We start from the raw sequence: 23,943 nt of genomic DNA on the forward strand, positions 1-23,943 counted from the left end.
GATTATTTAAGTCATTTTTATGATAAAAATCATAAAACATCGCTGTTTAAAGTTGTAAATTAGTATAACAAGTTTAACCAAGTAAATTTTATGATTATGACAGTAAATTTTGAGTATGTAAATGTTGACGTTAGTGAAACTTTATCCGTATTTACAAAGAAACGCCTTGAAAAGTTAAGTACTAAATATGAGTTTTTAATCTCTGCGCAAGTATACTTTAAACAAGACGATAAAAACTATGATGCGGGTAAAATATGTAATATTGAACTCAGTTTGCCTGGTCCTAGAATTTATGCTACATCTAATGAAAGAGAATACGAAATGGCTGTTAACGAAACCATTAGAGATTTAAAAAGGCAGCTAGAAAAACGAAAGGAAACTTATAAAGTCTATTAACATTAAAATTTGAGCCTATAATTAATTTTATAGGCTTTTTTTAGCGATGATGATAAGGTTCATTTCTCAAAATTGTAAACCCACGATAAAGCTGTTCAATAAAAAATAAACGCACCATTTGGTGAGAAAACGTCATTTTTGACAAACTCAATTTGCCGTTAGCACGTTGATAAACGCTTTTAGAGAAACCATAAGGGCCACCAATTACAAATACTAAATTCTTAATGCCAGAGTTCATGTGCTTTTGGAGGTAACTAGAAAAGGCAACAGAGTCATATTGCTTGCCGTTTTCATCTAATAAAATTAAAACGTCAGAATTTTGGGTTTTAGATAATATTAAATCACCTTCTTTATCCTTTTGCTGAGCTTCAGATAGGTGTTTGGAGTTTTTTAAATCCGGAATTACTTCAAAATTAAATTTTATATAAAAACCTAAACGTTTTTTATAGTCTTCAATTAAAGATTGAAGCGCTCTATTATCGGTTTTGCCAATGGCTATGAGGTTGATTTGCATAATCAAATTTACAATTTCATTTTTTCTCAATCAATTCGTTAATCAATTTCATATTTTTACCATAAATAATTACATCAATGATTTCACAACAACAATTTGATACTGAGATAGAACTTATAATCGCTAATGCTATTAGAGAAGATGTTGGTGACGGTGACCATAGTTCGTTAGCATGTATTCCTCATTCTGCAATTGGTAAAGCAAAGTTGTTAGTAAAAGATGAAGGCGTTTTAGCAGGTATAGAATTTGCTAAAAAGGTGTTTGCTTATGTGGATAGTGATATGGAAGTAGAAACCTTAATAGAAGATGGCTCTAAAGTAAAATACGGAGATATTGCGTTTTATGTTAAAGGTGCATCACAATCTATTTTAAAAGCTGAACGATTAGTACTTAACGCCATGCAACGCATGAGTGCTATTGCCACTAAAACAAAGGTTTTTGTAGATTTATTAGAAGGCACAAACACCAAAATATTGGATACTCGTAAAACAACACCTGGAATTAGAGCTTTAGAAAAATGGGCAGTAAAAATTGGTGGTGGCGAAAATCACAGATTTGCACTTTATGATATGATTATGCTTAAAGATAACCACATCGATTTTTCAGGTGGTGTTGCTAAAGCCATTAGCAAAACAAAACAGTACTTGAGAGATACAAATCGAGATTTAAAGATTATAGTTGAAGCAAGAAGCCTAGATGAAATTCAAGAAATTTTAGATTGTGGTGGTGTATATCGTATTCTTATAGATAATTTTAATTACGAGAACACCAGAAAAGCAGTAGCTATGATTGGTGATAAATGCTTAACTGAATCCTCAGGAGGAATTAATGAAAACACTGTGAGACATTATGCCGAATGTGGTGTAGATTATATTTCTTCGGGTGCATTAACGCATTCAGTATATAATATGGATTTGAGTTTAAAAGCTGTGTAGAAGAGTTTAGGTTATGCCGAGTACAATAGAAGAAAAACTTAAAAAAATTCCGATAATCAATATTTTGGTAGAGTTATGCCAAAAAGTAAAGTTACCAGGATTTGAAGGTTTATCCTTATACCACTTGCTCGAACTTTATGGACTAGGAATCGTTAAAGGCACATTGACAACACGAGCAAGTGCAATTGCTTTTAGTTTCTTTACGGCTATTTTCCCATTTCTATTGTTTATTATTATTTTAATTCCTAGTATTCCTATTGAAGGATTTCAAACAGAATTTCTTGATTTTTTAGAATCGTTTTTACCACCTCAAACCTCAGACTTTTTTGAGTCTAACATTTTTGAGAATCTTGAAGGCAATAAACAAGCGGGTCTATTATCGTCCGTATTTTTGTTATCAATGTTTTTAATGGCAAATGGTGTAAATGCAGTATTTTCTGGATTTGAAAACTCATATCATGAACAGTTGACCAGAAATGTTTTTCAACAATACCTTTATGCTTTAGGAATCGCTCTTATATTAGTGTTTTTAGTCTTGCTCACTGTCGCCGTTTTTGGGTATACAGAAATTTACGTTATTACGCCATTAAATGAAGCCCTCGAAGCAGGTGAAGCCACGAATAAACAATGGATTTCAATTGTAAAATATTTGTTTTTCATAATTATGGTATATATTTCTACAGCCACACTATATTATTTTGGAACAAAAGAAGGGCGGCACACAAGATTTTTCTCTATTGGCGCGTTATTAACTACGTTACTAATTATCTTAACCTCATACTTATTTGGTATTTACATTAATAATTTTTCTAAGTATAATGAGCTTTATGGCTCTATTGGAGCATTGCTTATATTGTTACTGTACTTATGGCTAAATTCTAATATTTTACTTTTAGGATATGAACTTAATGCCACATTACGAGGATTGCATAAATTAAATCAGAAGACATGAAGTATGTGAAGTTTTTAATAGCCCTATTAATTTGTTTAAGTACAAATGCCCAAGATATATTTGGTAAATGGAAAACCATTGATGACGAAACAGGTGAAGAAAAATCTATTGTCAACATCTACAAAAAAGAAGGAAAAATATATGGTGATATCGTTGAATTACTCAACAATAAAAAACCAAATCCGCTATGCGATGTCTGCAAGGGTAAAAATAAAAATAAGCCTATTTTAGGAATGACAATCATAAACAATATGAAACCTGAAGATGATGTTTATGAAGGCGGAACCATATTAAACCCAAGTAATGGTAAAGTTTATAAATGCAGATTGAAAATGGAAGAACCTAACAAATTACAAGTTCGCGGTTATGTGGCTTTTTTCTATAAAACACAATACTGGGTGCGTGCAGAGTAATGTCAAATTTTATTGATGTCATATTGCCAATTCCGCTTCAAAAAGCGTTTACTTATCATATTACAGAAGCTGAGGCAGATTACTTAAAACCAGGAATGAGAGTAGCCATTCCTTTTGGTAAGAATAAGATATACACTGGCTTAGTTTTTAAAATTCATAAAAATCCACCTACTGCTTACGAAGCTAAAACTATTCATCAAATATTAGACGAAACACCTCTAGTAACCGATAAGCAATTAGCCCATTGGCAATGGATTTCTGAATATTATATGAGTAGTTTAGGTGAGGTGATGCGAGCTGCATTACCAAATGCTTTTATTTTAGAAAGTGAAACCATAATATCTAAGAATCAAAACGTTGAGGTTTCAGATACTGAACTTAAAAACGAAGAATTTTTAATTTATGAAGCTTTGCATTACCAATCTTCGTTAAAGATTGATGATGTAGTTTCTATTTTAGATAAAAAACGTGTGCTGCCAGTAATTAATACTTTAGTAGATAAAGGCATTGTGCAATTAAAGGAAGAAATATATCAGAAGTACAAGCCAAAACTAATACGCTATGTTAAGCTCAATGATAACTATAATTCAGATGCAAAATTACAGGAGCTATTAGTGCGACTACATAGAGCAAAAAAGCAACGCGACGTCATATTAACCTTATTTCAACTTAAATCTTCATCAAAACAACCCATAAAGGTTTCAGATTTAATAAACCAAAGTCATTCGTCTTCTGCTGTAGTTAAAGCGCTGATTGATAAAAACATTCTCGAAGATTATTATATACAAACAGATAGAGTTTCTGCCTCTGGCGGTGATTCTGTTTCAAAGCAACTAAATACACATCAATTAAATGCTTTATCAGAAATACAACAATCATTTACTACTAAGTCAGTAGTACTATTACATGGTGTGACTTCATCTGGTAAGACAGAGATTTATGTAAAGCTAATTGAAGAACAGTTACAAAAGCAAAAACAAGTACTTTATTTATTGCCCGAAATAGCTTTAACTACACAACTTGTATCAAGAATGCAAGATTATTTTGGAGAAAAAGTCGTTGTTTTTCATTCTAGATATTCGGGGAATGAGCGTGTTGAAGCTTGGCGAAATATTCTAAATAATTCTGAAAAAGCGCAAATTATTATAGGAGCGAGGTCTGCTTTGTTATTACCCTTTCAGGACTTAGGATTGATAATCGTTGACGAAGAACACGAGCAATCTTTTAAGCAATTTGATCCAGCACCACGTTACCATGCAAGAGATGCGGCAATAGTGTTGGCTTCAATTTTTAAAGCGAAAACACTTCTAGGTACTGCTACACCTAGCCTCGAAAGCTATTATAATGCATCTGAAGGCAAATACGGATTGGTAGAACTTACGCAACGCCATAATAATGTCCTATTGCCAGATATTGAGCTTGTAGATTTAGCTGATAAGTACAAGCGGAAGCGTATGAAAGGTCATTTTAGTGATCGTTTAATAGAAGAAATGACGGAAGCTTTAGATAATGACTTTCAAATTATATTGTTTCAAAACAGAAGAGGATTTTCTCCAATTGTTGAGTGTACAACCTGTGGGCATTCACCACAATGTCCTAATTGCGACGTGAGTTTAACCTATCATCAATATAGAGATCAATTGCGATGTCATTATTGTGGTTATAATTCGGTAATGCCTAAAAACTGCAATGCATGTGGAAATGCAACTTTAGATACAAAAGGTTTTGGCACAGAACAGATAGAAGAAGAGGTAAAAGTGCTTTTTCCTGAAACGCAAGTCGCCCGTATGGATTTGGATACTACTAGAGGTAAATATGGTTTTGAAAAATTAATTAACAGATTTGAAAATCGTGAAATAGATATTTTGGTTGGTACTCAGATGCTCACTAAAGGTTTAGATTTTAGGCATGTAAAGCTGGTAGGTATACTTAATGCTGACAACTTATTGAATTTCCCCGATTTTAGAGCGCATGAACGTAGTTATCAATTAATGGCTCAAGTTGCAGGTAGAGCTGGCCGAACAGATGTAAGAGGTAAGGTTCTGATCCAGACTTATAATCCGCATCACACTATTTTACAGCAAGTATCTACAAATGCATATTATGATATGTATAAGGAGCAGCTAAACGACCGATATAATTACAAATACCCACCAATTTATAGGCAGATAAAGATTACTCTTAAACATAAGGACTATAATCGTGTTAATTTGGCGTCGGACTGGTTCGGTAAATCACTTAGGCAATTATTTACAACACATGTTTTAGGTCCAGAATTTCCGCCGGTGTCTAGAATTCGAAATCAATATTTAAAGAATATTTTAGTGAAAATTCCGCCAAAACAGTCGTTACAAAAAACAAAAGAAGCTATTAGTAAAATATATAATAGCTTCAATAGTATAAAAGACTTTAGGTCTGTGCGCGTAATTATTAATGTAGATAACTACTAATAATTAGCACTTTACATATTATTTAAGGCATCAACAAGTTGTGTCTTTTTGTTTCGACTTAATGGTATTTCGTAAGCACCAACTTCAACATTTTTACTGTTAAATCGATCTATTTTATCAAGATTTACAATGTAAGATTTATGAATTCTGAGGAATTTACCTTCTGGTAATTCTTTTTCAAAAGCTTTCATTGTAGACAAAACAACTAAGCTATTTTCTTCAGTAACTACTTTTACATAATCACCAAGAGCCTCAATCCATTTAATATCTCTAATGTAAACTTTACGTTTTTTAAGGTTACTCTTTACAAAGATATGTTCACCTTCAGTTTCATTGAAGTCTAATTTGAGCTTGTGCTGCTCAATGGCCTTTTCAACAGCGGTGTTAAATCGTTCTTTGGTTATTGGTTTTTGTAAGTAATCGGTGGCATCGTAGTTAAAAGCTTTAAAAGCATATTCCGTTTTACCTGTTACAAAAATAATTTGGGGCTTATTATTAAGTACGTCAAGTAATTCGAAACCATTAAGTACGGGCATTTCGATATCAAGGAAGATTACATCTACTTTTTTAGTATTTAATCCATTTTTTGTTTCTAATGCACTGCTATATTCAGCAACGAGATTTAAAGATTCATGATTTTCTATTAATTTTACAATAGACAATCGCTGAATTGCAGAGTCATCAACAACTACACAGTTTAAAGTCATAACATCATTATTTAGGTTAAGCTTCGACAATAGTACAATAAATTCGGTTAAAAAACAAATTTTACCGACAAACTGTAAAAATATTTAAGATGAAGACTTCAAAAAATGACCTAAAAAACAGTAGTAAATAGTTGGTACACTTTTAAATAATGTGTATTTTTGCAGCCGTTTTAACAATAAACAAAACAATTTATTATGAATCATTATGAAACTGTTTTCATCTTAAATCCCGTTTTATCTGAAGATCAGATAAAGGAAACAGTAAAGAAATACGAAGATTTTCTTGTTTCTAAAGGTGCTAAGATGATTGCCAAGGAAGATTGGGGCTTAAAAAAATTAGCGTATCCAATCCAAAACAAAAAGAGTGGTTTTTATCACTTATTTGAGTACACTGTTGCTGGAGAAGCAATTGGACCTTTAGAGTTAGAGTTTAGACGTGATGAGCGTTTTATGCGTTACTTAACTGTAAAATTAGACAAGCATGCAATTGCTTGGGCTGAGAGAAGAAGAGAAAGAAACAAACAAAAAGCGTAATTATGGCATCAATAGACCAACAAGCAAAAGGAAAAAAAGATGGAGAGATTAGATATCTTACGCCATTAAACATAGAAACTTCTAAAGCTAAGAAGTATTGCCGTTTCAAAAAGTCTGGTATTAAGTATGTAGATTACAAAGACCCAGATTTCTTATTAAAGTTTGTGAACGAGCAAGGAAAATTATTACCAAGACGCTTAACAGGTACATCTTTAAAGTATCAAAGAAAAGTATCTGTAGCTGTAAAAAGAGCTAGACATTTGGCTTTAATGCCATATGTTGCTGATTTATTAAAATAAATATATCATAACAATGGAACTTATATTAAAACAAGACGTTGAAAATTTAGGATTTAAAGACGATATTGTAACAGTTAAGAACGGTTATGGTAGAAACTTTTTAATTCCTCAAGGACAAGCAATATTAGCTACGGCTTCTGCTAAAAAAGTATTAGCTGAGAACTTAAAGCAACGTGCTTTTAAAGAGCAAAAGTTAATTGATGACGCTAAGACTGTTGCTGAAGCATTAAATAACTTAGAATTAAAAATTGCATCAAAAGTTGGGGCAGGAGACAAATTATTTGGTTCTGTTAATAACATTGATGTTGCTGATGCATTACAAAAACAAGGCCATGAGATTGAGAAGAAATTTATCAATGTTATTGGAGGTAATGTAAAGCGTTTAGGAAAATACAATGCTGTGATTAGACTGCACAGAGAAGTAAAAGTTGATTTTCCTTTTGAAGTAGTTGCTGAAAAGTAATTGTATTTAAACATTATATTGAACCGTTTAGTTAACTCTAGACGGTTTTTTTATTCCATATTTAAGATGAAGTATTTCTATATTGTAGTATTAGCAATAGCGGTTTTAGGGTGTAAGACCCAAACCAAAACGAATTCTGAAGACTCAGTATTATTAGAAACTTATCGATATTCTAACAATAAAGCCCCTAAAATTAGCGTGCATCGTGGTGGAAAATCAATTAAAAATTATCCTGAAAACTGTTTAGAGACCTTAAACTATGTAAATGGTAAAATGGAAGCCATTTACGAAATTGATGTTGCTAAAACCAAAGATGGAATGTTAATATTAATGCACGATAACGCTATAGATAGAACTACTACTGGTACAGGATTGGTTAAAAACATGACTTATACAGAGCTATTAAACTACAATCTTATTGATGATTTTGGTAAGGAAACTAAATTCAAGGTACCCTTATTTGAAGAGGTGCTGAAATGGAGTAAAAAAAATAATGTTGTACTAAGTGTAGATATTAAACGAAGTGTGCCACAAAGCGAAGTTATTAAAGCCATTACATCTGCAAATGCAGAAGATTATTGCATCATAATTACTTACGATTTGGATCAGGCAAAATCGGCCTACAAACTGGCACCGAACCTATTATTATCTGTATCCGCAAGAAATGAGTTAGAACTCAATGCACTTTTAAGCACTGATATACCTACAAAAAATATGATTGCTTTTACTGGTACACGATTATCAGATAAATCGTTATTTCAAAAATTGCATGATAAGGATATACTTACAATGCTAGGAACACTTGGCAACTTAGACAAAAGGGCAGAGGCTAGAGGTGATTATTTGTATAATGAATGGGATAAACTTGGTGTAGATATTTTTGCCACAGATAGACCATTTGCTGTAAATGAAACTATAAATAATAAATAATTAGATACTGAAATAAATTCAGCATAAAATGAAATACACAAGACTTACTAAAGAGCAATTTGAAGAGCTACATCAAGAGTTTATAAACTTTTTAGCAACGCAATCTATTACTGCTGACGAATGGGAAGATATTAAGACTAATAAACCAGAAGCTGCAGAGCAGGAGCTAGATGTATTTAGTGATTTAGTTTGGTATGGTGTATTAAGTAAGGTTGAGTATTTAGAGCATATATCTTCGCAACAATTGCACTTATTTAGGTGCAGAGAAGCAGACATGCATCTCATTGCGATTAAGATCGATAAGGCTGATGTAGATTTTACTAGTAAAGAAGGTTTTGAATGGTTGCGAAATAACTTGCTATCTGATGATATTGAATTTTATAATGCTAAAAAAGACTATTCAGACGATAAGCACCAAGATATTTTTAAGTTAATACAGCAAGGTGCTAATATTACTAAAGGCGAATTATTTCAATATTTTGAAAAGCTAATTGGACAGTAAATTAGATACCTCTATTTTGTTGCTCTTGTTCTATGGCTCTTTTTCGTTTTAGAATTTCTTTTTGTTTTGCAATAGATTTAGGTCCAAAGTCTTTATGATAAGGAAGAGGTTTATCATATTCTTTATCGACTTCATCTAAAAACAAATCTTTAAAGAAAAGGTTTAATTTAGCTAACCATTTCATCATAATTACTCGTATCTCAAAGACTCAATTGGGTCTAATTTAGCAGCTTTAGTAGCAGGATATACACCAGAAACAACTGCAACTATAAATGCAATTGTAACACCCCAAAACATGGCGAACCAAGGTGTTGAGAATTGTAATTCAAACACAGTAGCTAATAACCAACCAATTAAAATTCCAAGAATAATACCTAATAATGCTCCCAACTGACCAATGACAACAGTTTCTATAAAAAATTGTACAGCGATGGTTTTACGTTTTGCTCCTAATGCTTTACGCACTCCAATCTCACGTGTACGCTCGCTAACAGATACAAGCATAATATTCATTAGAGCAATTGTAGAACCAAAAATTGTAACAATACTGATAATCCAAGCAGCCCAATACAGATAACTAGATATATTACTAATACGGTTTATTAAATCTTCACTTCGCTCCAAACCAAAATTATTATCCTCCACAGGATTAAGACCTCTAACATTTCTAAAAGTTAATACCGCATCATCTTGTGCGCCAACAAGCATATCTTTTTTATCAACTTTTACACTTAGATTATAATTAATAAATGGATTGGTAAAAATTGAGCGTGCTTTTTGTATTGGTATAAGTACACGCAAATCTTGGTTATTGCCAAACGTGGCGCCTTTTTCTTTTAGATGGCCAATAACCTTAAATTTAGAACCTCTAACATTAATAGTTTGTCCAACTGGATTTACATCCTTAAATAATGCTTTAACAAGGTCACTACCAATAACACATACTGCATTGTTATTTGTAATATCAAAAACATTAAAGCCGCGACCACCTTCGATTTCTAAACCGGAGTTTTCTAGAAAATGCTCATTAGTACCTAAAATTCTAACCTCAGGATCAGTTTTCTTTTCATCGGTTTTTACTTCAGCAGCTCTTGTACCTATAAAAGAAACAGAAGTCTTGGTAAACGGAAAGTCGTAGCTATCCATGAAATCTTTTACATTTCTGTAGGTAATTACCGGATTTATTTTTTGTCGCTCTCTACTACTTTGTCGTTGTGTATTAAACTCGTATCGTTGAATGTTAAACGTATTGGCTCCCATAGAAGAGAAATCACTAGAAATCGTATTTTCCAAGGCCGAAACACCACTTAAAATACCTACTAAAGCCATGATACCAATACCAATAATAACAACGGTTAAGATGGTTCTAAGGAGTTGGCCCTTTATAGAACCAAGGGCAATTTTTATGTTTTCTTTAAAGAGCGCTAATTTCATCTTTTGGTCTAAAAGTTAGAGTCAGTTTGCTATAAGACTACTTAATGCCAATAAAGTTACTACAAATTTGAAATTACTTAAGTTTGCCTCTAAAATTTATAATATTTTTGTGATATGAAATATGTGCTTCTATGGCATATTTCATATTACGCTTAGCCTGCCTGCCCTGAGCGCAGTCGAAGGGACGAAGCGTTAATTATAATTTGAATTCTAACATTAAGATTCCTGCCTATGCAGGAAATATTATGGCACAAAAACCAACCATACCCAAAGGCACAAGAGATTTTAATGCTGAAACAGTTGCTAAGCGCAATTATATTATCGATACGATTAAATCCCAATTTCAGCTGTATGGATTTCAACCCATTGAAACCCCAAGTTTTGAAAACTCTGATACCTTAATGGGTAAATATGGTGATGAAGGCGATCGTTTGATTTTTAAAATTTTGAATTCTGGAGATTACCTTAACAAAATCTCAGATTCAGAGTATAATTTACGGTCCGAATCAATTTTGACTTCAAAAATATCTGAAAAAGCACTTCGATATGATTTAACTGTACCTTTTGCACGTTATGTGGTGCAACACCAAAACGAGATAGATTTTCCGTTTAAGCGTTACCAAATCCAGCCTGTATGGCGTGCAGACCGTCCGCAAAAAGGGCGTTTTAGAGAGTTTTATCAATGTGATGCAGATGTTGTAGGAAGTACGTCTCTATTTCAAGAGGTAGAATTCATTAAGCTATATGATGCTGTTTTTACAGCCTTAAACCTTGAAGGCGTTACCATAAAAATTAATAACCGTAAAATATTATCTGGAATTGCTGAGGTCATTGGAGCTCAAGACAAGTTAATTGATTTTACTGTTGCTTTAGATAAATTAGATAAAATAGGCGAGGACAAGGTTAAAGCCGAAATGCTTGCGAAAGGAATTAGCCAAAACGGAATAGATAAACTGCAACCTTTGTTTAGTTTATCTGGAGATTTTAGAAATCAGGTAGAAAGCTTAAAAACTATTTTAAGTGCTTCAAATGTAGGTCTTAAAGGTATTGAAGAACTAGAATTCATTGACTCTGCAATCACTAATCTAGGTTTAAAAACAGCAAACCTACAACTCGATGTTACGTTAGCTCGTGGACTTAACTATTATACAGGCGCAATATTCGAGGTTTCTGCTCCAGAAGGTGTTAATATGGGGTCTATTGGTGGTGGTGGCCGTTATGATGATTTAACAGGTATATTTGGACTAAAAGATGTTAGTGGCGTGGGCATTAGTTTTGGTTTGGACCGTATTTATTTGGTCTTAGAAGAATTGAATCTATTCCCACAATCTGTAAAAGACAATACAAAAGTATTATTCATAAATTTTGGAGATAAGGCGGCACTATTTTCATTGAATGCTATTTCAGAATTAAGAAGTCATGGCATTAATGCAGAGCTATATCCAGATTCTGCCAAAATGAAAAAGCAGATGAATTATGCCAATAAACGTGATATTCCTTATGTTGTAATTGTCGGAGAAGATGAATTGAATTCTAACACCTATGCATTAAAAAATATGTCTTCAGGAGAGCAGCAAAAAGTGCCTCTTGAAGATTTAATCTCAAAATTAAAATAAAAAAAGACCTCGAAATTCGAGGTCTTTTTTTATTCATAATTAGTTTTTAATTCCTGGAAGATTATCTGGCCTCTTGGTCTGCCAATTAAATTTATTAGCTTTTTTAGCTACAGGAGCTATTTCATCTAGAGTATTAGCGTCATATACTATTCCATTTTTTATAACATGAGTTAATGAATTTGTATGTCTAAGATTATCTAGTGGATTTTTTGCCATAATTAGAATATCAGCAATCTTTCCTGGTTCTATGCTTCCTAAGTCTTTATCTAAACCTATAGCTTCAGTACCTTTTATAGTAGCGATTTTTAAGGCATCAATATTACTCATTCCTCCGCTTGCTACTGCCCATAATTCCCAATGATAACCTAAACCTTGTAATTGACCATGACTTCCTACACCGCCAATTCCATCAGCTTCGATTAAATCTTTCATAAATTCTGCATGCTTTTTGAACACATGCTCTTCGTCCATAAACCAACCTGGTCTACGTCTTGATTTTTGAGCTAATTCTGCATAAGGTGTAAAATATTGCAATTTGGTATCATTATAAGGATTTTCTCTTGAGTAAAAATAATTTTCAGCCCAAGGACCACCATACGATACTAATAATGTTGGAGTAACAGCCATTTGCGATTCTGCTACTGTTTTTATAACATCAGTATATATAGGATAAATAGGGAAAGAGTGTTCATGTCCTGGGTAGCCATCAATTAAGTTTGCCATATTGTGCTTAAAATCTAAACCACCTTCAGTAGTTGGCATCAGTTTTAGTTCTTTACATGCTTTTATAACCCATTGACGCTGCTGGCGATTTCCAACCAAATACATCTTTATAGTTTTTGTGTTATAGTATTCACTGTACTGTTTTAGTACATCTTTAGCATGGTTATAGTTTTCGATATTATATGCCCAGAACCCAAGACCTGGACCAGTGCTATATACTCTTGGTCCATGCATCATACCAGCATCTACCATATCAGAATAGGTTAAAACATCAGTAGTTGCTGTTTGCGGATCTCTTGTTGTGGTAACACCGTAGGCAAGATTTGCCGAGTATATCCAAATTTGATTTTTATGAATTCCCCAATTTGGCCACATATGTGCGTGTGTATCTACAAAACCTGGAGTGATGGTCTTGCCAGAAATATCAATTACTTTTGCATCATTTGGTACTTGGAAACTATCAGATGCTCCAACATTTACAATTCTATTATTCTCTATAAGAATGTCTCCGTTTTCAATAACTTCATCGCCTTTCATAGTAATGATTCGTCCACCTTTTAGTAGTGTTTTTCCTTCTGGAATAGATCGTTTATAGTTAACTATAACTTTATACTCATCTGCTTTGAACTTAGGTGCATCTTTTTTCTTCTTTTTATCATCTGCTTTGGTTGAATCTTTTGCTTTATTAGCTTCTTTAAGTTCTTTTTCTCTTTTCTTAGCAAGTTTTAAACTATCATTAAATGCTTTTCCTTTTTCTAAATTATACGCAAAATAACTAGCGCCAAGTGACCAATGCACTTCTTTGCTATTCGAAGACCATGACGGGAACTCGCCTCCCATTATAGTTAACTTATTAGCAGGGAACGCAGCATTTTCGGGTTTTGCAAGAGATATTGAAGGTGTAGTTCCTATTTTTGGAATAATAACTGAGTATACATCGTTGTTAATCTTAGCTAATGCATGAGTACCGTTGGGTGATATCTTAATTACTGTAGGTCTTGACCCTTTATTATTTTCTCGCCAACCATCTTCATTTGATGGCATTGCCGCATGATGATCATGATGATTAATACCAAAAACGTCAGAAGATCCATATGTTTTTATGCCTGTTAGTTTTAAATGTTCTTTTTCGTCTGTGCCATCCCAACGTATAGAAATAAGACCTTTGCTACCATGACTTAAATATACTCTGTCATTAATTTTAGTAAAATGAGGTGTACTTCTGCCTTTAGTTTTATCAATAATAGTTATTATTCCACCGTCTGAAGATATCCATGCAAGCTCATCTGCAGCACCTGATGCAAATGGACCAATGGCGTCATCATACGACTGAGCAGAGCCTTTAACAAAAGCAATTCTATCTGATTGATAAGACCATGCTGGATTTGTATAAATACCAGCTAGTTTAGTAAGTTGAGTAATTCTTCCACCATTTGCATTTACTTTATACAAGTGACCTCCGCCATTTTTCCAGGTGGTAAATACTATGTGTTTCCCATCTGGTGACCAAGCTGGTTGAGCTTCAGTAAAATTGTTTTTAGTAAGTCTTTTTGGTTTTCCTTCTTCTAAATGCATCACATATAGACGATTTAATGCTGTAAAGGCTATTTTTGAACCATCTGGTGATGGTACCGCATCTCTTATTTGTGTAACTACTCCTTCAGAGTTATCTTCAATAGGATATTTAAAAGACACCATTGGACCCATATCGATATCAATATCTACAGAAAATGGAATTTCTTTTGCGGTATTATCTTCTATCGATATTGAATATATTTTACCACCATAGGAAGCAATTAAATTTTTATTGTCTGGTGTAAAAGACATTGCGGGTAAAACTCCTAATGGTGCAATAGACTCTTGTTCATCTCGTTGTACTGGATATGCAAGCCAGCGTTCATCACCAGTTTTTAAATTTCGAAGAACTAACCCTGTATGTTCTTCAAATCGACTTCCATATACCATCCAATTTCCATCATTCGAAAAAGTAGGAGTAAAAGCAGAGCCATATCTCGATGTAATAGTCTCAGTTTCTCCATCTTTACGATTATAACTTAAAATCTGGTATTGTGGTAATTGTGCATTATAATTCCATGCACCTCTTCTTGAGGAAAAATAGATATGGTTACCATCTGCACTAAATGCTGGGTCTATTAATTTTTGAGTTTTATTTTTTGATAACAATCCTGCCCCTGAGCCACCATCTTTATGTAAAATAAATGGCTTTATATTTCGTCTTCCTCTTGTGCCAACAATGTAATTACCATCTGGACTCCAATCAGCAGATACATGATACTTATCTTTGTCTTTAGTAAGTTGTCTTTGCTCTTTGGTTTCTAAATCCATTACCCACAGATTGTCAGAACCGCTTTTATCAGATATAAATGCTATTGACTTTCCGTCAGGACTATAACGAGGATGAACATCATATGGCATTCCACTTGTTAAGCGAGTTGCTGTACCTCCAGTTATAGGAATTGTATACAAATCTCCCATCATGTCAAAAATTATAGTATCTCCATTTGGGTGTACGTCCACAGAAATCCAAGTACCATTATTAGTTGTAAATGCTATTTTTCGTTCAGGTTCAAGAGGTAATTCTTTAGTGGCTTTTTTTGTAGAGTCCTTTTCTTTGGTATTGGTTTCTTGAGCATTAAGGCTAACCATAAATGCAATAGTAAAAACAAATACGACTTTTAGTTGAGCAAGAGCTTTCATCTTATGGAATTATTTTGTTAAAATCAATTCCACTAATTTAGTTATTTATGGGGTGTTTGACTAAAAAAAAAAAAGAGACTATCTTTTTAGATAGTCTCTTTAAGTTGAGTCTAAGTCTTTAGGATTAATCTACCAATACTTTTTTAGATACCGAACCGCTTACAGTATTTAATTTTATGATATAAGGTCCAGAACTTAAGTTCCCAACGTTGTATTCTGTATAATTTCCAGATTTTATTTCATCAATATCAACCACATGTTGACCAAGGATATTGTAAATCTGAATAGTTTCCACAACTATACCATGTGGATTGATAAGCACAACTTTATCTATATTATTTGCATAACGTACATCTAGTTGTTGCTCGTTTATTATGTCGTCTGTACTTAAACTTTGATTTAGATTCTCGAACACAATTTCGAAGCGTCCATCGTAATACCCTGGGTCTAAGTAAATTTCATAATTACTTTCTTTTAGGTCATGATAATAATCTAATTCAATATCATGTAAGAAGATTTCTTGATCATCACCTATGTTTCTCATCTCATCAATGCTTATCGTATTATTTCCTGCTGTAGCAGTGTAAATTATTAATGGATAGCTTGTACCTTCGTCCATATTGTCAGAAGCTTGAATTACATAGAAATTGTTATTAATTCCCCAGAACATATCATCGTCCATAAAATCGTATGTTGTCGCGTCAAAGCCCCAATCTACATCAGGAGTAGTATCTTCATCAATTGTTAATAATAATCGTCTGTAATGTTCTCCAGCAGAGTAGAAGCCTAGTTTAATTTTTTGTCTTGGATCTAAATCGTCTTCAGTTAATGATTCATTTGTATTAGAACTTCTTATGAATTCACCATTAGCTGCAACTTCTCGTTTGAACACACGTTGTCCATTATTAAAGTTTATTGTACCACCAGTATCAGCTACTACGAAGAAGCCTTGACCAACAGGAATATATCGACCTGGAACTTTTGTTCCAGTTCCCAATGGTGATACATCAGGGTCAGATTCACCTGCATTACTAAATGGAGCAGCAAGACTACCAGCTAAGTTATAAGTTGCATAACCTGCTTGGTAATTAGCTAAGACGTGATCAGATCCACCCCAATGTTCCCAGAAGTATAATGTACCACTAGTAGTTGCGTCATCCTCTCCGACATAGCCTGAAATTATATAAAGCATGTATCCATTTCCATCCAAGATAGGAGTTCCACCACCATCTAAATGTGCATAATGAGGATTACCGCCTGCATCTTCATAAATAGGATTTCCATTACCATCATTCACAGGAGTTCCACCACCTGTTACTCTCATAGTATATTGGTTTCCATCATCATCCTGATAAATTGGGTGCCCGTTTCCATCATTTACTGGCATTCCACCACCATCTAGCACGATACGGATTAAGCCTTGGTCAAAAAATAGAGTAGGACCATTATCTAAGATGAATTGTCTTGCATCAATTGCTGATGCATACGGGTTACCAACTAAATAATCATTGTATTGACTTATGGTTAGATCTATATCTGCATTATTTGGCTTACCTAAGAATGTATAGTTTTGCTCAGGATCAGTGGTTCCAGTACCTTTCATTGTAAAACCTTCACCAGGTAATAATGTTCCAGTACTACGAACGTGCTCCCATTCAGAATAGTCACCATCAGTATTATTGGCAAACTTCCAAATCCAGTAATCAGCAATAGTAACAGGAGTTGTATTTGAGCCATTAAATCCTACAGAAGTAAAGTTTACGCCAGTACCATTATCGTACATGATATCAGTTACATTATATGAATATCTATTTGGGTTTGGACTTGCTGGAGCAATACTAGTAGCACCTACAGGTGCACCCCAATAGTTATAATGGAACTCGCTAGTAACACCTTGCTGGTCTTTTTCAAGTTCACCAGAAGAACCTATAACCAAATCACTATTTGTGGTCTGAATTAATTGAGATTCACCTTCAAGATCTATTTTACTATTTAATTCAAAATAGTGCGTTACTGTATATCCATAGCCTGTTTTTGCAGTATTATCTCCATCAACTGTTACTGTTCCACTATCTAGTATGTGAGCTAAAACAGTTCTATTACCTTCATTGTCATTACCATCAGGATCAGCTACGTTTACAATATCGTCATCCATTAAAGATGTATTATCAATTGTAATGTTATGACCTGTTTGTATAATATTCCAATCAACAGATACATCATTATCAGCTAAAGATCTTGCTCCTGGAATTGTTTGTACACTTCCATTAGTCCATGTTGAAGCGTCCGTCCAATTACCATTTTGAGTTGATATATACGGTAGTGGAGCAGTTTGGAAATCAACAGTTCTTAATTGTCTTAAGTATCCAACTAAATCGTTACCAGAATCATCATTAGTGTTTGTGTATGTGTATCTAGACATTGGGAAGTACGCTCTCAGATTAGTGAAATCTAATGCCGATGCATCATTCTTTGTCGGTAGGATACCATTATCGTCAAAATATTTACCGATAGTACCAGCGTTGTCCTCTAACTCTTGATTCATTAAGAATCTAAGTTGGTTTGCAGTAAGAGCTGCATTCCAAACTCTTACTTCATCAATATTTCCATCGAAATAGGCAGTTGCACTTCCATCTCTACCAGCAGCACCAATTAAGAATGATCTACTTGTATCCAATGGAAGAGGCAGAGTTGAAGTAGTTTCTAGCACACCATCTATATATAATCTAGCAGTTGTACCATCATGTGTTACGGCTATATGGTGCCATTCGTTTTCTGGAATAGCTACACTAGAACTTATGGTTCTTGTTGAACCATTAATCCAGTTCATTTCTACTTGGTTTGAAGCATTAATTTTTAAATCATAACCTTCAGTATAAGCGACATCTCTTTTTGAAACAATCGAAGTGTTAGTAGATCCTGATTCTCTTTTTATCCATGTAGATAAAGTAAACAAGCCAGTAGTAGAACTCGTTGCGTCTAAATCTAAATTATCTTCGACATCAATATAATTTTGAGCAACAGCATCGAAATTAATTGAACGCTCAACAATGATTTCAGGAGCATATCCAAATGTTATAAATCGTTCTGCATTGCTTGGGAAATCGTATTCAGCAACTAAATTACCGCTTCCATCAGCTGTCATTACTCTATATTGTGCTGTAGGCGTAAAAACTCCAGTTTCAGAAATAAACATTAAATAGTTACCTGGAGGCGAAATATTTCTAACGGCATCTTGCGGAATTGATATTGCAACTCTACTAACATCGCCAGTTTCAACTACTTTCCAAATACGTTGCATACCAATAAATTCAACATCTGTATTTAGTCCAGAGATATTGGCACTCATATCTACTGCCACAGTATTTGGAGCGGCATCTAAGCTTATATTATTGTTACCCCAAACGATAAAGTTTTTATCAGTGAATGAACTTGATGAATTTACCGATTTGTTCTCAGAATTAGTATCTTCAATACTAGTTAATCCCATAGTTACTATACCTCTAGTTTCTCCTGTACCATCAGGATTAGAGTTAATACTGCTAGATTGTCTTTGATCAAGACCCGAGGCATCATCTCTACCAATACCAGCAATATCATAGTTATAACCATTATTAGCAGATTCATCCCAGATCACAGTACCATCACTATCTACATAATCAAGATTTCCTTCTTGGATAACACCAGCCGTTATGGTAGGTTGTAGTGTAATACCATACTTAATACCTAGGTATGATTGTATTCTATTTCTATCTTGAGTAGCATTTGCATCATTTTTACGTGCTGTATATGTAATTACCTCTGCGATACGACCGTCAAAACTACCTTGCCAGTATTGACTTCTTCCAAGCCAGAAACGTTGTTCTCTCACTGTTGAAAAATCTGCAATATCATTAGTTACAGCACCAATTTGATTAGCATTCATATAGATTTCCATATCAGTATCTGTACTGTTATGTCTAGTGTTTATGATTGCAATTTGGTTCATGTTTATTGACGTGTCAGTTACACCACGACCATATCCAGGGAATGGTGACGAAGTTGAAGTAGAACCTATTGCATAACCAAAAATTTCGTTTGATAATCTTGCAGAGTAGTTACCAAATCCGAAACCTGTGACATCTTCGACGTGTGTATTACCTGCAGTAACGTCAAAACTTGTAAATGTATCTAGCGGAATTGTACTTGTAGATACTGGAGTATCTGGCATGACCACCATAAAAATATCGTTACTATTAAAACCAGCTGAACCTTCTAATACTTCTCTACCATCAAGATAGGTCATATCTCCACTCGCAGTATTATTATCATTGGTAAAATCAACAACTGGATTAAAGTTGATGTTTCTTGCTACACTATTTCTATAAGTAGGCTCGTTACCCGTTTCAGTTACTGATGCATTATTACCAATGCCAGTATCAGTCCATTGGCTTACTAGTGCACCATCGGTACCAACTGATGTACCATTTAGCTTATCAGCTTGTAACCATAAACTTAAATCAGAAGTTACACCACCTGGACCTACTGTTGGCGTGGTATACGTAGTTCCTGTAATGCTAATATTATCTATGTAAATATTGTCTGTTGTATCACTACCAATAGATTGAAATCTAAAACGTGCATTACTTGTAAATGTATAATCTGTATCCAAAAGCCCAATTACTCTTACGTAATAATCTGTTGAAGTACTTCCAAATTGGAAATCGCCACTTTTATTTGCAGGTGCAGTATCACCAGCGGTAAACGTTCTAACAACCTCCCAAGTTGCGCCGTCGTCATCACTATATTCAAACGTAAACGTTTCACCAGTTTCAAAACCATCTGCGTAGAAGAAAAATTTAAAATCTACTTTATTATAGGCTGAAATATCAACATTTGGTGAACAGAATGAAGATCCACTACCCGAAGCACTTCTTATTCTATAGCTATAATTGTTATCATAAGAGAATCCTGGAATGTTCTCTCTACTGGCATCCGCACCACCAGAATTCCATCCATTAGCACCAGATTCAAAACTTTCAGTGTAAGGCAAACTCATTGTAGATGAACTACAAATAGGTAAGTCGCCAATACCTGTAACATTAAAAGTATAGACATCTTCAGGTGCATTATCATTATTATTTATGGTAATAACACTATTTACTGTTCCGGTACCAGATGGTGTAAACGTAACATCAAAAGTTGTACTTCCACCAGCCGACACGGAAGATGACACAGGGCCAGTTATTGTGTAATCACCGTTACTACTAGTTATCGATGAAATAGTTAACGTAGCAGCACCATTGTTTTCTATGGTATAAGTTATTGTAGATGTTGTGGTTACAGTACCAAAATCGGTATCGTTAGTTCCTGATGGGCTATTTCCTCCGCCATCATCAATAGGGTTTCCACCACTATCCACAACATCAATATCTGGTGATGGCGTTGTAGAAAGTGAAATTGCATCTATAGCCATATCACTTGTAAAATCTCCACCTGTCGTACCATTAAATCTTAATTTAATAGTTTGTCCTATATAACTAGATAAATTAATAGTTGCTTGGTTCCAAGCTTGACCATTACTTGTTTGTACTTCTCCTGATTGTGTCCAAACTGGTGCGCCATAAGTAACTCCACCATCCGTACTTACTTCAACATCTAATGTTCCCATGTTTGTACCATACATATGGTAAAAGAATGAGAATTCTGCCATAGGTGCCGAGGTTAAATCAAAACAAGGGCTAATTAAATTATAAACAGTGTTAAAGTAAGGACTACTACCTTCAGTAAACAGATAATAAGAACCCTCGTGAGCACCACTTGGCCCAGTATTTGAAGACGGTGTACCGCCAGTTTGTCTTATCCAATCATTACCATCAGCAGTATCTTGAATCCAACTTCCTAAACCACTTTCAAAGCCTTCATTGTATGGAAAAGTTGAGACTGTAGAAGGGCATGGGTCAATACCAACACCTTCAACGTTGAAAGTATATACGTCTTCAGGAGCTGAATCATTATTATTAACCGTAATAATACTATTTATTGTACCAGCACTAGAAGGTGTAAATGTAACTGTAAAAGTAGTACTTGACCCAGCTGTAATTGTAGATGATCCTGGTCCAGTAATTGTGAAATCACCATTACTGCTTGTAATAGAGCTAATGGTTAAATCCGATGTACCATTGTTTTCAATAGTATATGTCTGAGCTGTATTGTTTGCTATTAAAACATTTCCAAAATCTGTGCTATTGGTTCCTGAAGGGCTATTTCCGCCACCATCATTGATGGCATTACTTCCACTATCTACGATATCAATCTCAGGAGCGGGTCCACCAGCAGTTACATTTACTGTGTAATCCTCAACCTCTCCATCAAAGTTTGTTTCACAACTTGTTGGGTTTCCGCCAAAACGAGATGACACACGCATTCTGGTATTACCTAAAGCAGCTCCAGCAGGTACATTCACGACTAGCGGTAAAGAATTGGCTGTAGCACCATCTGAAACATTTGTAGCTGTACCCATGTCAAAAGATTCACCAGAGTCATCAAAGTCTCCATCCTGATTCCAATCAATCCAAACCATGGTGTAAGACGTGTAATTACCATCTGTATTTACCCTAACTGTCAAATTCTCAGTTCCACCTTGTGTAACCGTTGTGCTTTGAGCTGTATAATCAGAATATCCTGAAGGTTTTGCCGAAGCATTAGTAATGCTTCCGAAATCTACATATGTTATACTTGTATCATATGTTGTATGTCCGTAAGAAGGACAATAATTACTTATTAATACATCATCGACAAACATGTGATCGTCTGCTGCGTTACCATCAGCTCTGAATCTAAATCTTGAATTGTTGTTAAATGTATAAGAGGCATCAGTAATTGTTATTGATGCTCTATAAACAACGTCATTTGATAAGGTTGATCTTGAGTACGTGCCGATAGTTGTATAACTTGATCCACTATTGTCTGAGTATTCAACGAGCAAGTTATCATCCGTTTCGCAATTTCTATATCTAAAGAAGAAAGAAATATTGACTTGAGAATAACCACTTAGAGGTAAGTCTGTTGTATATGTAGTGGCATTAGGGTCTCCTTCTCGATTTAAACGGATAGAATTTGTGCCATTTACTCTGGAATTACCATCATTTCTAGCACGGCTACCACCATCTTGCCATAATACGTAAAATCCATTAAAATCATTTGCGTCTGCAGTTCCCTCAAATGTTTCTAAAACCTCTACTTGAGCAATAGAAGTTTGGGATATCATAGTCAATAACAAAAGACTAAGACAAATCTTAATAGTAATATTTGTTTTCATAAAGCGGTTAAGTTTATAGTTTGGGACTATAATTATGTTACAAACATATATAACAACTCTATGAAATGCAAAAAAAATCGATGAAATGCACTATTTAAAATGTAAACATTTGTTTTTCAGCATTTTAAAAAATGAAATGAAAGAGGTGTTTTTGATTAAAAACACCTCTTTTGGATATATTTTGTTTAATATTTAATTAATCTTGTATTAAATACACTATTAGAATTTAAGTTTAACACTCTGATGATATAAGGTGCTTTTTGTAAGCGATTTAAACCATCTAGTCTTATGGAACTATTTTGTGCAGATCTGTTTTGTTGATAAACTTTCCTACCGTTTAAGTCATATATCGTAATAGTAAAAGCATCATTAGACATATGTGTTGGGATACTTATATTGATATTATCATTAAACGGATTAGGAGTAATTTGGAATACTCCAATTGTGTTATCATCTATATCTAATGTTTGAGCTTCAACTGTAACAGTAGCATCGCACATTGAAATGTTTCCATTGCCATCGTCTACTGTTAATGTTACTGTATTGTCTCCAATATCAGCAACTGTAAATACAGTCTGTGATAATGATATTGAATCTATGCCACAATTATCTGTAGATCCATTATCTATTTGGGACGCTATAATTGTTGCTGTACCAGTTCCGTCAAGTTGTACAGTAATATCTTGGGTAATACATACTGGCGCTGTAGTATCATTCACTACGATATCTTGTGTTTGCGTCGATGTATTGCCATTACCATCATCAAAGGTCCATGTTACAGTTGTAGTGCCTTGTGTAGAACTTGTTAAGCTATCCGTTGTTGTACCCGTAATCGTACCACCACAGTTATCCGTTGCAGTAGGTGCAGAAGCAATCGTTGCCGAACACTGACCTGTCGCATCTGGAAGTGATGCTGCATCAGGCACAGGCGCTGTAGTATCATTCACTACGATATCTTGTGTTTGCGTCGATGTATTGCCATTACCATCATCAAAGGTCCATGTTACAGTCGTAGTTCCTTGTGTAGAACTTGTTAAGCTATCCGTTGTTGTACCCG

General features: G+C 34.2%; 18 protein-coding genes. 11 read left to right on the plus strand and 7 right to left on the minus strand.

Annotated elements, in window-relative coordinates; all coding sequences use genetic code 11:
* Window positions 1-96: 96 nt before the first annotated feature.
* Complete coding sequence (locus ED556_RS14295) at window positions 97-396, plus strand: HPF/RaiA family ribosome-associated protein (RefSeq protein WP_296325398.1); 300 nt, start codon at window positions 97-99, stop codon at window positions 394-396.
* A gap of 40 nt (window positions 397-436) precedes the next feature.
* On the opposite strand, the gene rlmH is transcribed toward ED556_RS14295, so the two are convergent.
* Entirely contained in the window at window positions 437-910 is a 474-nt protein-coding gene (gene rlmH / locus ED556_RS14300) for a 23S rRNA (pseudouridine(1915)-N(3))-methyltransferase RlmH (protein WP_296325400.1), read from the minus strand.
* Window positions 911-987: 77 nt separating this feature from the next.
* On the opposite strand from rlmH, the gene nadC reads away from it, so the two are divergent.
* The 4 genes from nadC to priA are packed head-to-tail and all read left to right on the plus strand — an operon-like array spanning window position 988 to window position 5,660.
* A complete protein-coding gene (nadC, locus tag ED556_RS14305; RefSeq protein WP_296325402.1) occupies window positions 988-1,845 on the plus strand; it encodes a carboxylating nicotinate-nucleotide diphosphorylase in 858 nt (285 codons plus the stop codon).
* Between the two features lie 13 nt (window positions 1,846-1,858).
* Window positions 1,859-2,797: a YihY/virulence factor BrkB family protein gene (locus ED556_RS14310; RefSeq protein WP_296325404.1), complete on the plus strand. Its 939-nt coding sequence runs from the start codon at window positions 1,859-1,861 to the stop codon at window positions 2,795-2,797.
* Window positions 2,794-3,210: a DUF2147 domain-containing protein gene (locus ED556_RS14315; protein WP_296325407.1), complete on the plus strand. Its 417-nt coding sequence runs from the start codon at window positions 2,794-2,796 to the stop codon at window positions 3,208-3,210. Before ED556_RS14310 ends, ED556_RS14315 begins: the two co-directional genes overlap by 4 nt.
* Complete coding sequence (gene priA / locus ED556_RS14320) at window positions 3,210-5,660, plus strand: primosomal protein N' (RefSeq protein ID WP_296325410.1); 2,451 nt, start codon at window positions 3,210-3,212, stop codon at window positions 5,658-5,660. Before ED556_RS14315 ends, priA begins: the two co-directional genes overlap by 1 nt.
* An 11-nt stretch (window positions 5,661-5,671) precedes the next feature.
* Here priA and ED556_RS14325 read toward each other — a convergent pair whose 3' ends face one another.
* On the minus strand, window positions 5,672-6,367 hold the full coding sequence (locus tag ED556_RS14325; protein ID WP_296325413.1) for a LytTR family DNA-binding domain-containing protein: 696 nt from the start codon (window positions 6,365-6,367) through the stop codon (window positions 5,672-5,674).
* A 195-nt stretch (window positions 6,368-6,562) separates the two neighbouring features.
* On the opposite strand from ED556_RS14325, the gene rpsF reads away from it, so the two are divergent.
* The 5 genes from rpsF (at window position 6,563) to ED556_RS14350 (ending at window position 9,095) form a co-directional block, all read left to right on the plus strand.
* Complete coding sequence (rpsF, locus tag ED556_RS14330) at window positions 6,563-6,901, plus strand: 30S ribosomal protein S6 (RefSeq protein ID WP_296325416.1); 339 nt, start codon at window positions 6,563-6,565, stop codon at window positions 6,899-6,901.
* The gene (rpsR, locus tag ED556_RS14335; protein WP_296325447.1) at window positions 6,901-7,200 is read left to right on the plus strand and encodes a 30S ribosomal protein S18; all 300 of its coding nucleotides are present in this window, start codon (window positions 6,901-6,903) and stop codon (window positions 7,198-7,200) included. Before rpsF ends, rpsR begins: the two co-directional genes overlap by 1 nt.
* 13 nt (window positions 7,201-7,213) lie before the next feature.
* Window positions 7,214-7,663 (plus strand): 50S ribosomal protein L9, encoded by a 450-nt coding sequence (gene rplI / locus ED556_RS14340; protein ID WP_296325419.1) that lies wholly within the window; start codon window positions 7,214-7,216, stop codon window positions 7,661-7,663.
* A 66-nt stretch (window positions 7,664-7,729) separates the two neighbouring features.
* A complete protein-coding gene (locus tag ED556_RS14345; RefSeq protein ID WP_296325422.1) occupies window positions 7,730-8,593 on the plus strand; it encodes a glycerophosphodiester phosphodiesterase family protein in 864 nt (287 codons plus the stop codon).
* Window positions 8,594-8,621: 28 nt separating this feature from the next.
* On the plus strand, window positions 8,622-9,095 hold the full coding sequence (locus ED556_RS14350; protein ID WP_296325424.1) for a DUF6495 family protein: 474 nt from the start codon (window positions 8,622-8,624) through the stop codon (window positions 9,093-9,095).
* Between the two features lies 1 nt (window position 9,096).
* On the opposite strand, the gene ED556_RS14355 is transcribed toward ED556_RS14350, so the two are convergent.
* Both ED556_RS14355 and ED556_RS14360 read right to left on the minus strand, forming a co-directional pair.
* A complete protein-coding gene (locus tag ED556_RS14355) occupies window positions 9,097-9,282 on the minus strand; it encodes a hypothetical protein (protein ID WP_296325427.1) in 186 nt (61 codons plus the stop codon).
* Window positions 9,283-9,284: 2 nt separating this feature from the next.
* Window positions 9,285-10,529: an ABC transporter permease gene (locus tag ED556_RS14360; protein ID WP_296325432.1), complete on the minus strand. Its 1,245-nt coding sequence runs from the start codon at window positions 10,527-10,529 to the stop codon at window positions 9,285-9,287.
* A gap of 245 nt (window positions 10,530-10,774) precedes the next feature.
* Between ED556_RS14360 and hisS the strand changes: the two genes are divergently transcribed.
* Window positions 10,775-12,145 (plus strand): histidine--tRNA ligase, encoded by a 1,371-nt coding sequence (gene hisS / locus ED556_RS14365; RefSeq protein WP_296325449.1) that lies wholly within the window; start codon window positions 10,775-10,777, stop codon window positions 12,143-12,145.
* Between the two features lie 39 nt (window positions 12,146-12,184).
* Here the strand turns inward: hisS and ED556_RS14370 are convergent, their stop codons facing one another.
* From ED556_RS14370 to ED556_RS14380, 3 genes are all read right to left on the minus strand, one after another.
* Complete coding sequence (locus ED556_RS14370) at window positions 12,185-15,586, minus strand: amidohydrolase family protein (RefSeq protein WP_296325435.1); 3,402 nt, start codon at window positions 15,584-15,586, stop codon at window positions 12,185-12,187.
* Window positions 15,587-15,710: 124 nt separating this feature from the next.
* Window positions 15,711-22,886 carry a LamG-like jellyroll fold domain-containing protein gene (locus tag ED556_RS14375; protein WP_296325439.1) on the minus strand — a complete coding sequence of 2,392 codons (7,176 nt, stop codon included), beginning with the start codon at window positions 22,884-22,886 and terminating at the stop codon, window positions 15,711-15,713.
* 185 nt (window positions 22,887-23,071) lie between these two features.
* Window positions 23,072-23,943 (minus strand): T9SS type A sorting domain-containing protein (locus ED556_RS14380; protein WP_296325442.1); only part of this gene is annotated, 872 nt, incomplete at its 5' end.

This window comes from Winogradskyella sp., assembly GCF_003712105.1.
Taxonomy (GTDB): Bacteria; Bacteroidota; Bacteroidia; order Flavobacteriales; family Flavobacteriaceae; genus Winogradskyella.

Bases quoted from the DNA above. Each gene is read 5' to 3' on its own strand.
- ED556_RS14295 (WP_296325398.1), top strand. From the start codon at position 97: ATGACAGTAAATTTTGAGTATGTAAATGTTGACGTTAGTGAAACTTTA.
- nadC (WP_296325402.1), top strand. From the start codon at position 988: ATGATTTCACAACAACAATTTGATACTGAGATAGAACTTATAATCGCT.
- ED556_RS14370 (WP_296325435.1), bottom strand. From the start codon at position 15,586: ATGAAAGCTCTTGCTCAACTAAAAGTCGTATTTGTTTTTACTATTGCA.
- ED556_RS14355 (WP_296325427.1), bottom strand. From the start codon at position 9,282: ATGATGAAATGGTTAGCTAAATTAAACCTTTTCTTTAAAGATTTGTTT.
- rplI (WP_296325419.1), top strand. From the start codon at position 7,214: ATGGAACTTATATTAAAACAAGACGTTGAAAATTTAGGATTTAAAGAC.
- hisS (WP_296325449.1), top strand. From the start codon at position 10,775: ATGGCACAAAAACCAACCATACCCAAAGGCACAAGAGATTTTAATGCT.
- rpsF (WP_296325416.1), top strand. From the start codon at position 6,563: ATGAATCATTATGAAACTGTTTTCATCTTAAATCCCGTTTTATCTGAA.
- ED556_RS14345 (WP_296325422.1), top strand. From the start codon at position 7,730: ATGAAGTATTTCTATATTGTAGTATTAGCAATAGCGGTTTTAGGGTGT.
- ED556_RS14360 (WP_296325432.1), bottom strand. From the start codon at position 10,529: ATGAAATTAGCGCTCTTTAAAGAAAACATAAAAATTGCCCTTGGTTCT.
- ED556_RS14350 (WP_296325424.1), top strand. From the start codon at position 8,622: ATGAAATACACAAGACTTACTAAAGAGCAATTTGAAGAGCTACATCAA.
- ED556_RS14315 (WP_296325407.1), top strand. From the start codon at position 2,794: ATGAAGTATGTGAAGTTTTTAATAGCCCTATTAATTTGTTTAAGTACA.
- priA (WP_296325410.1), top strand. From the start codon at position 3,210: ATGTCAAATTTTATTGATGTCATATTGCCAATTCCGCTTCAAAAAGCG.
- ED556_RS14310 (WP_296325404.1), top strand. From the start codon at position 1,859: ATGCCGAGTACAATAGAAGAAAAACTTAAAAAAATTCCGATAATCAAT.
- rlmH (WP_296325400.1), bottom strand. From the start codon at position 910: ATGCAAATCAACCTCATAGCCATTGGCAAAACCGATAATAGAGCGCTT.
- ED556_RS14325 (WP_296325413.1), bottom strand. From the start codon at position 6,367: ATGACTTTAAACTGTGTAGTTGTTGATGACTCTGCAATTCAGCGATTG.
- ED556_RS14375 (WP_296325439.1), bottom strand. From the start codon at position 22,886: ATGAAAACAAATATTACTATTAAGATTTGTCTTAGTCTTTTGTTATTG.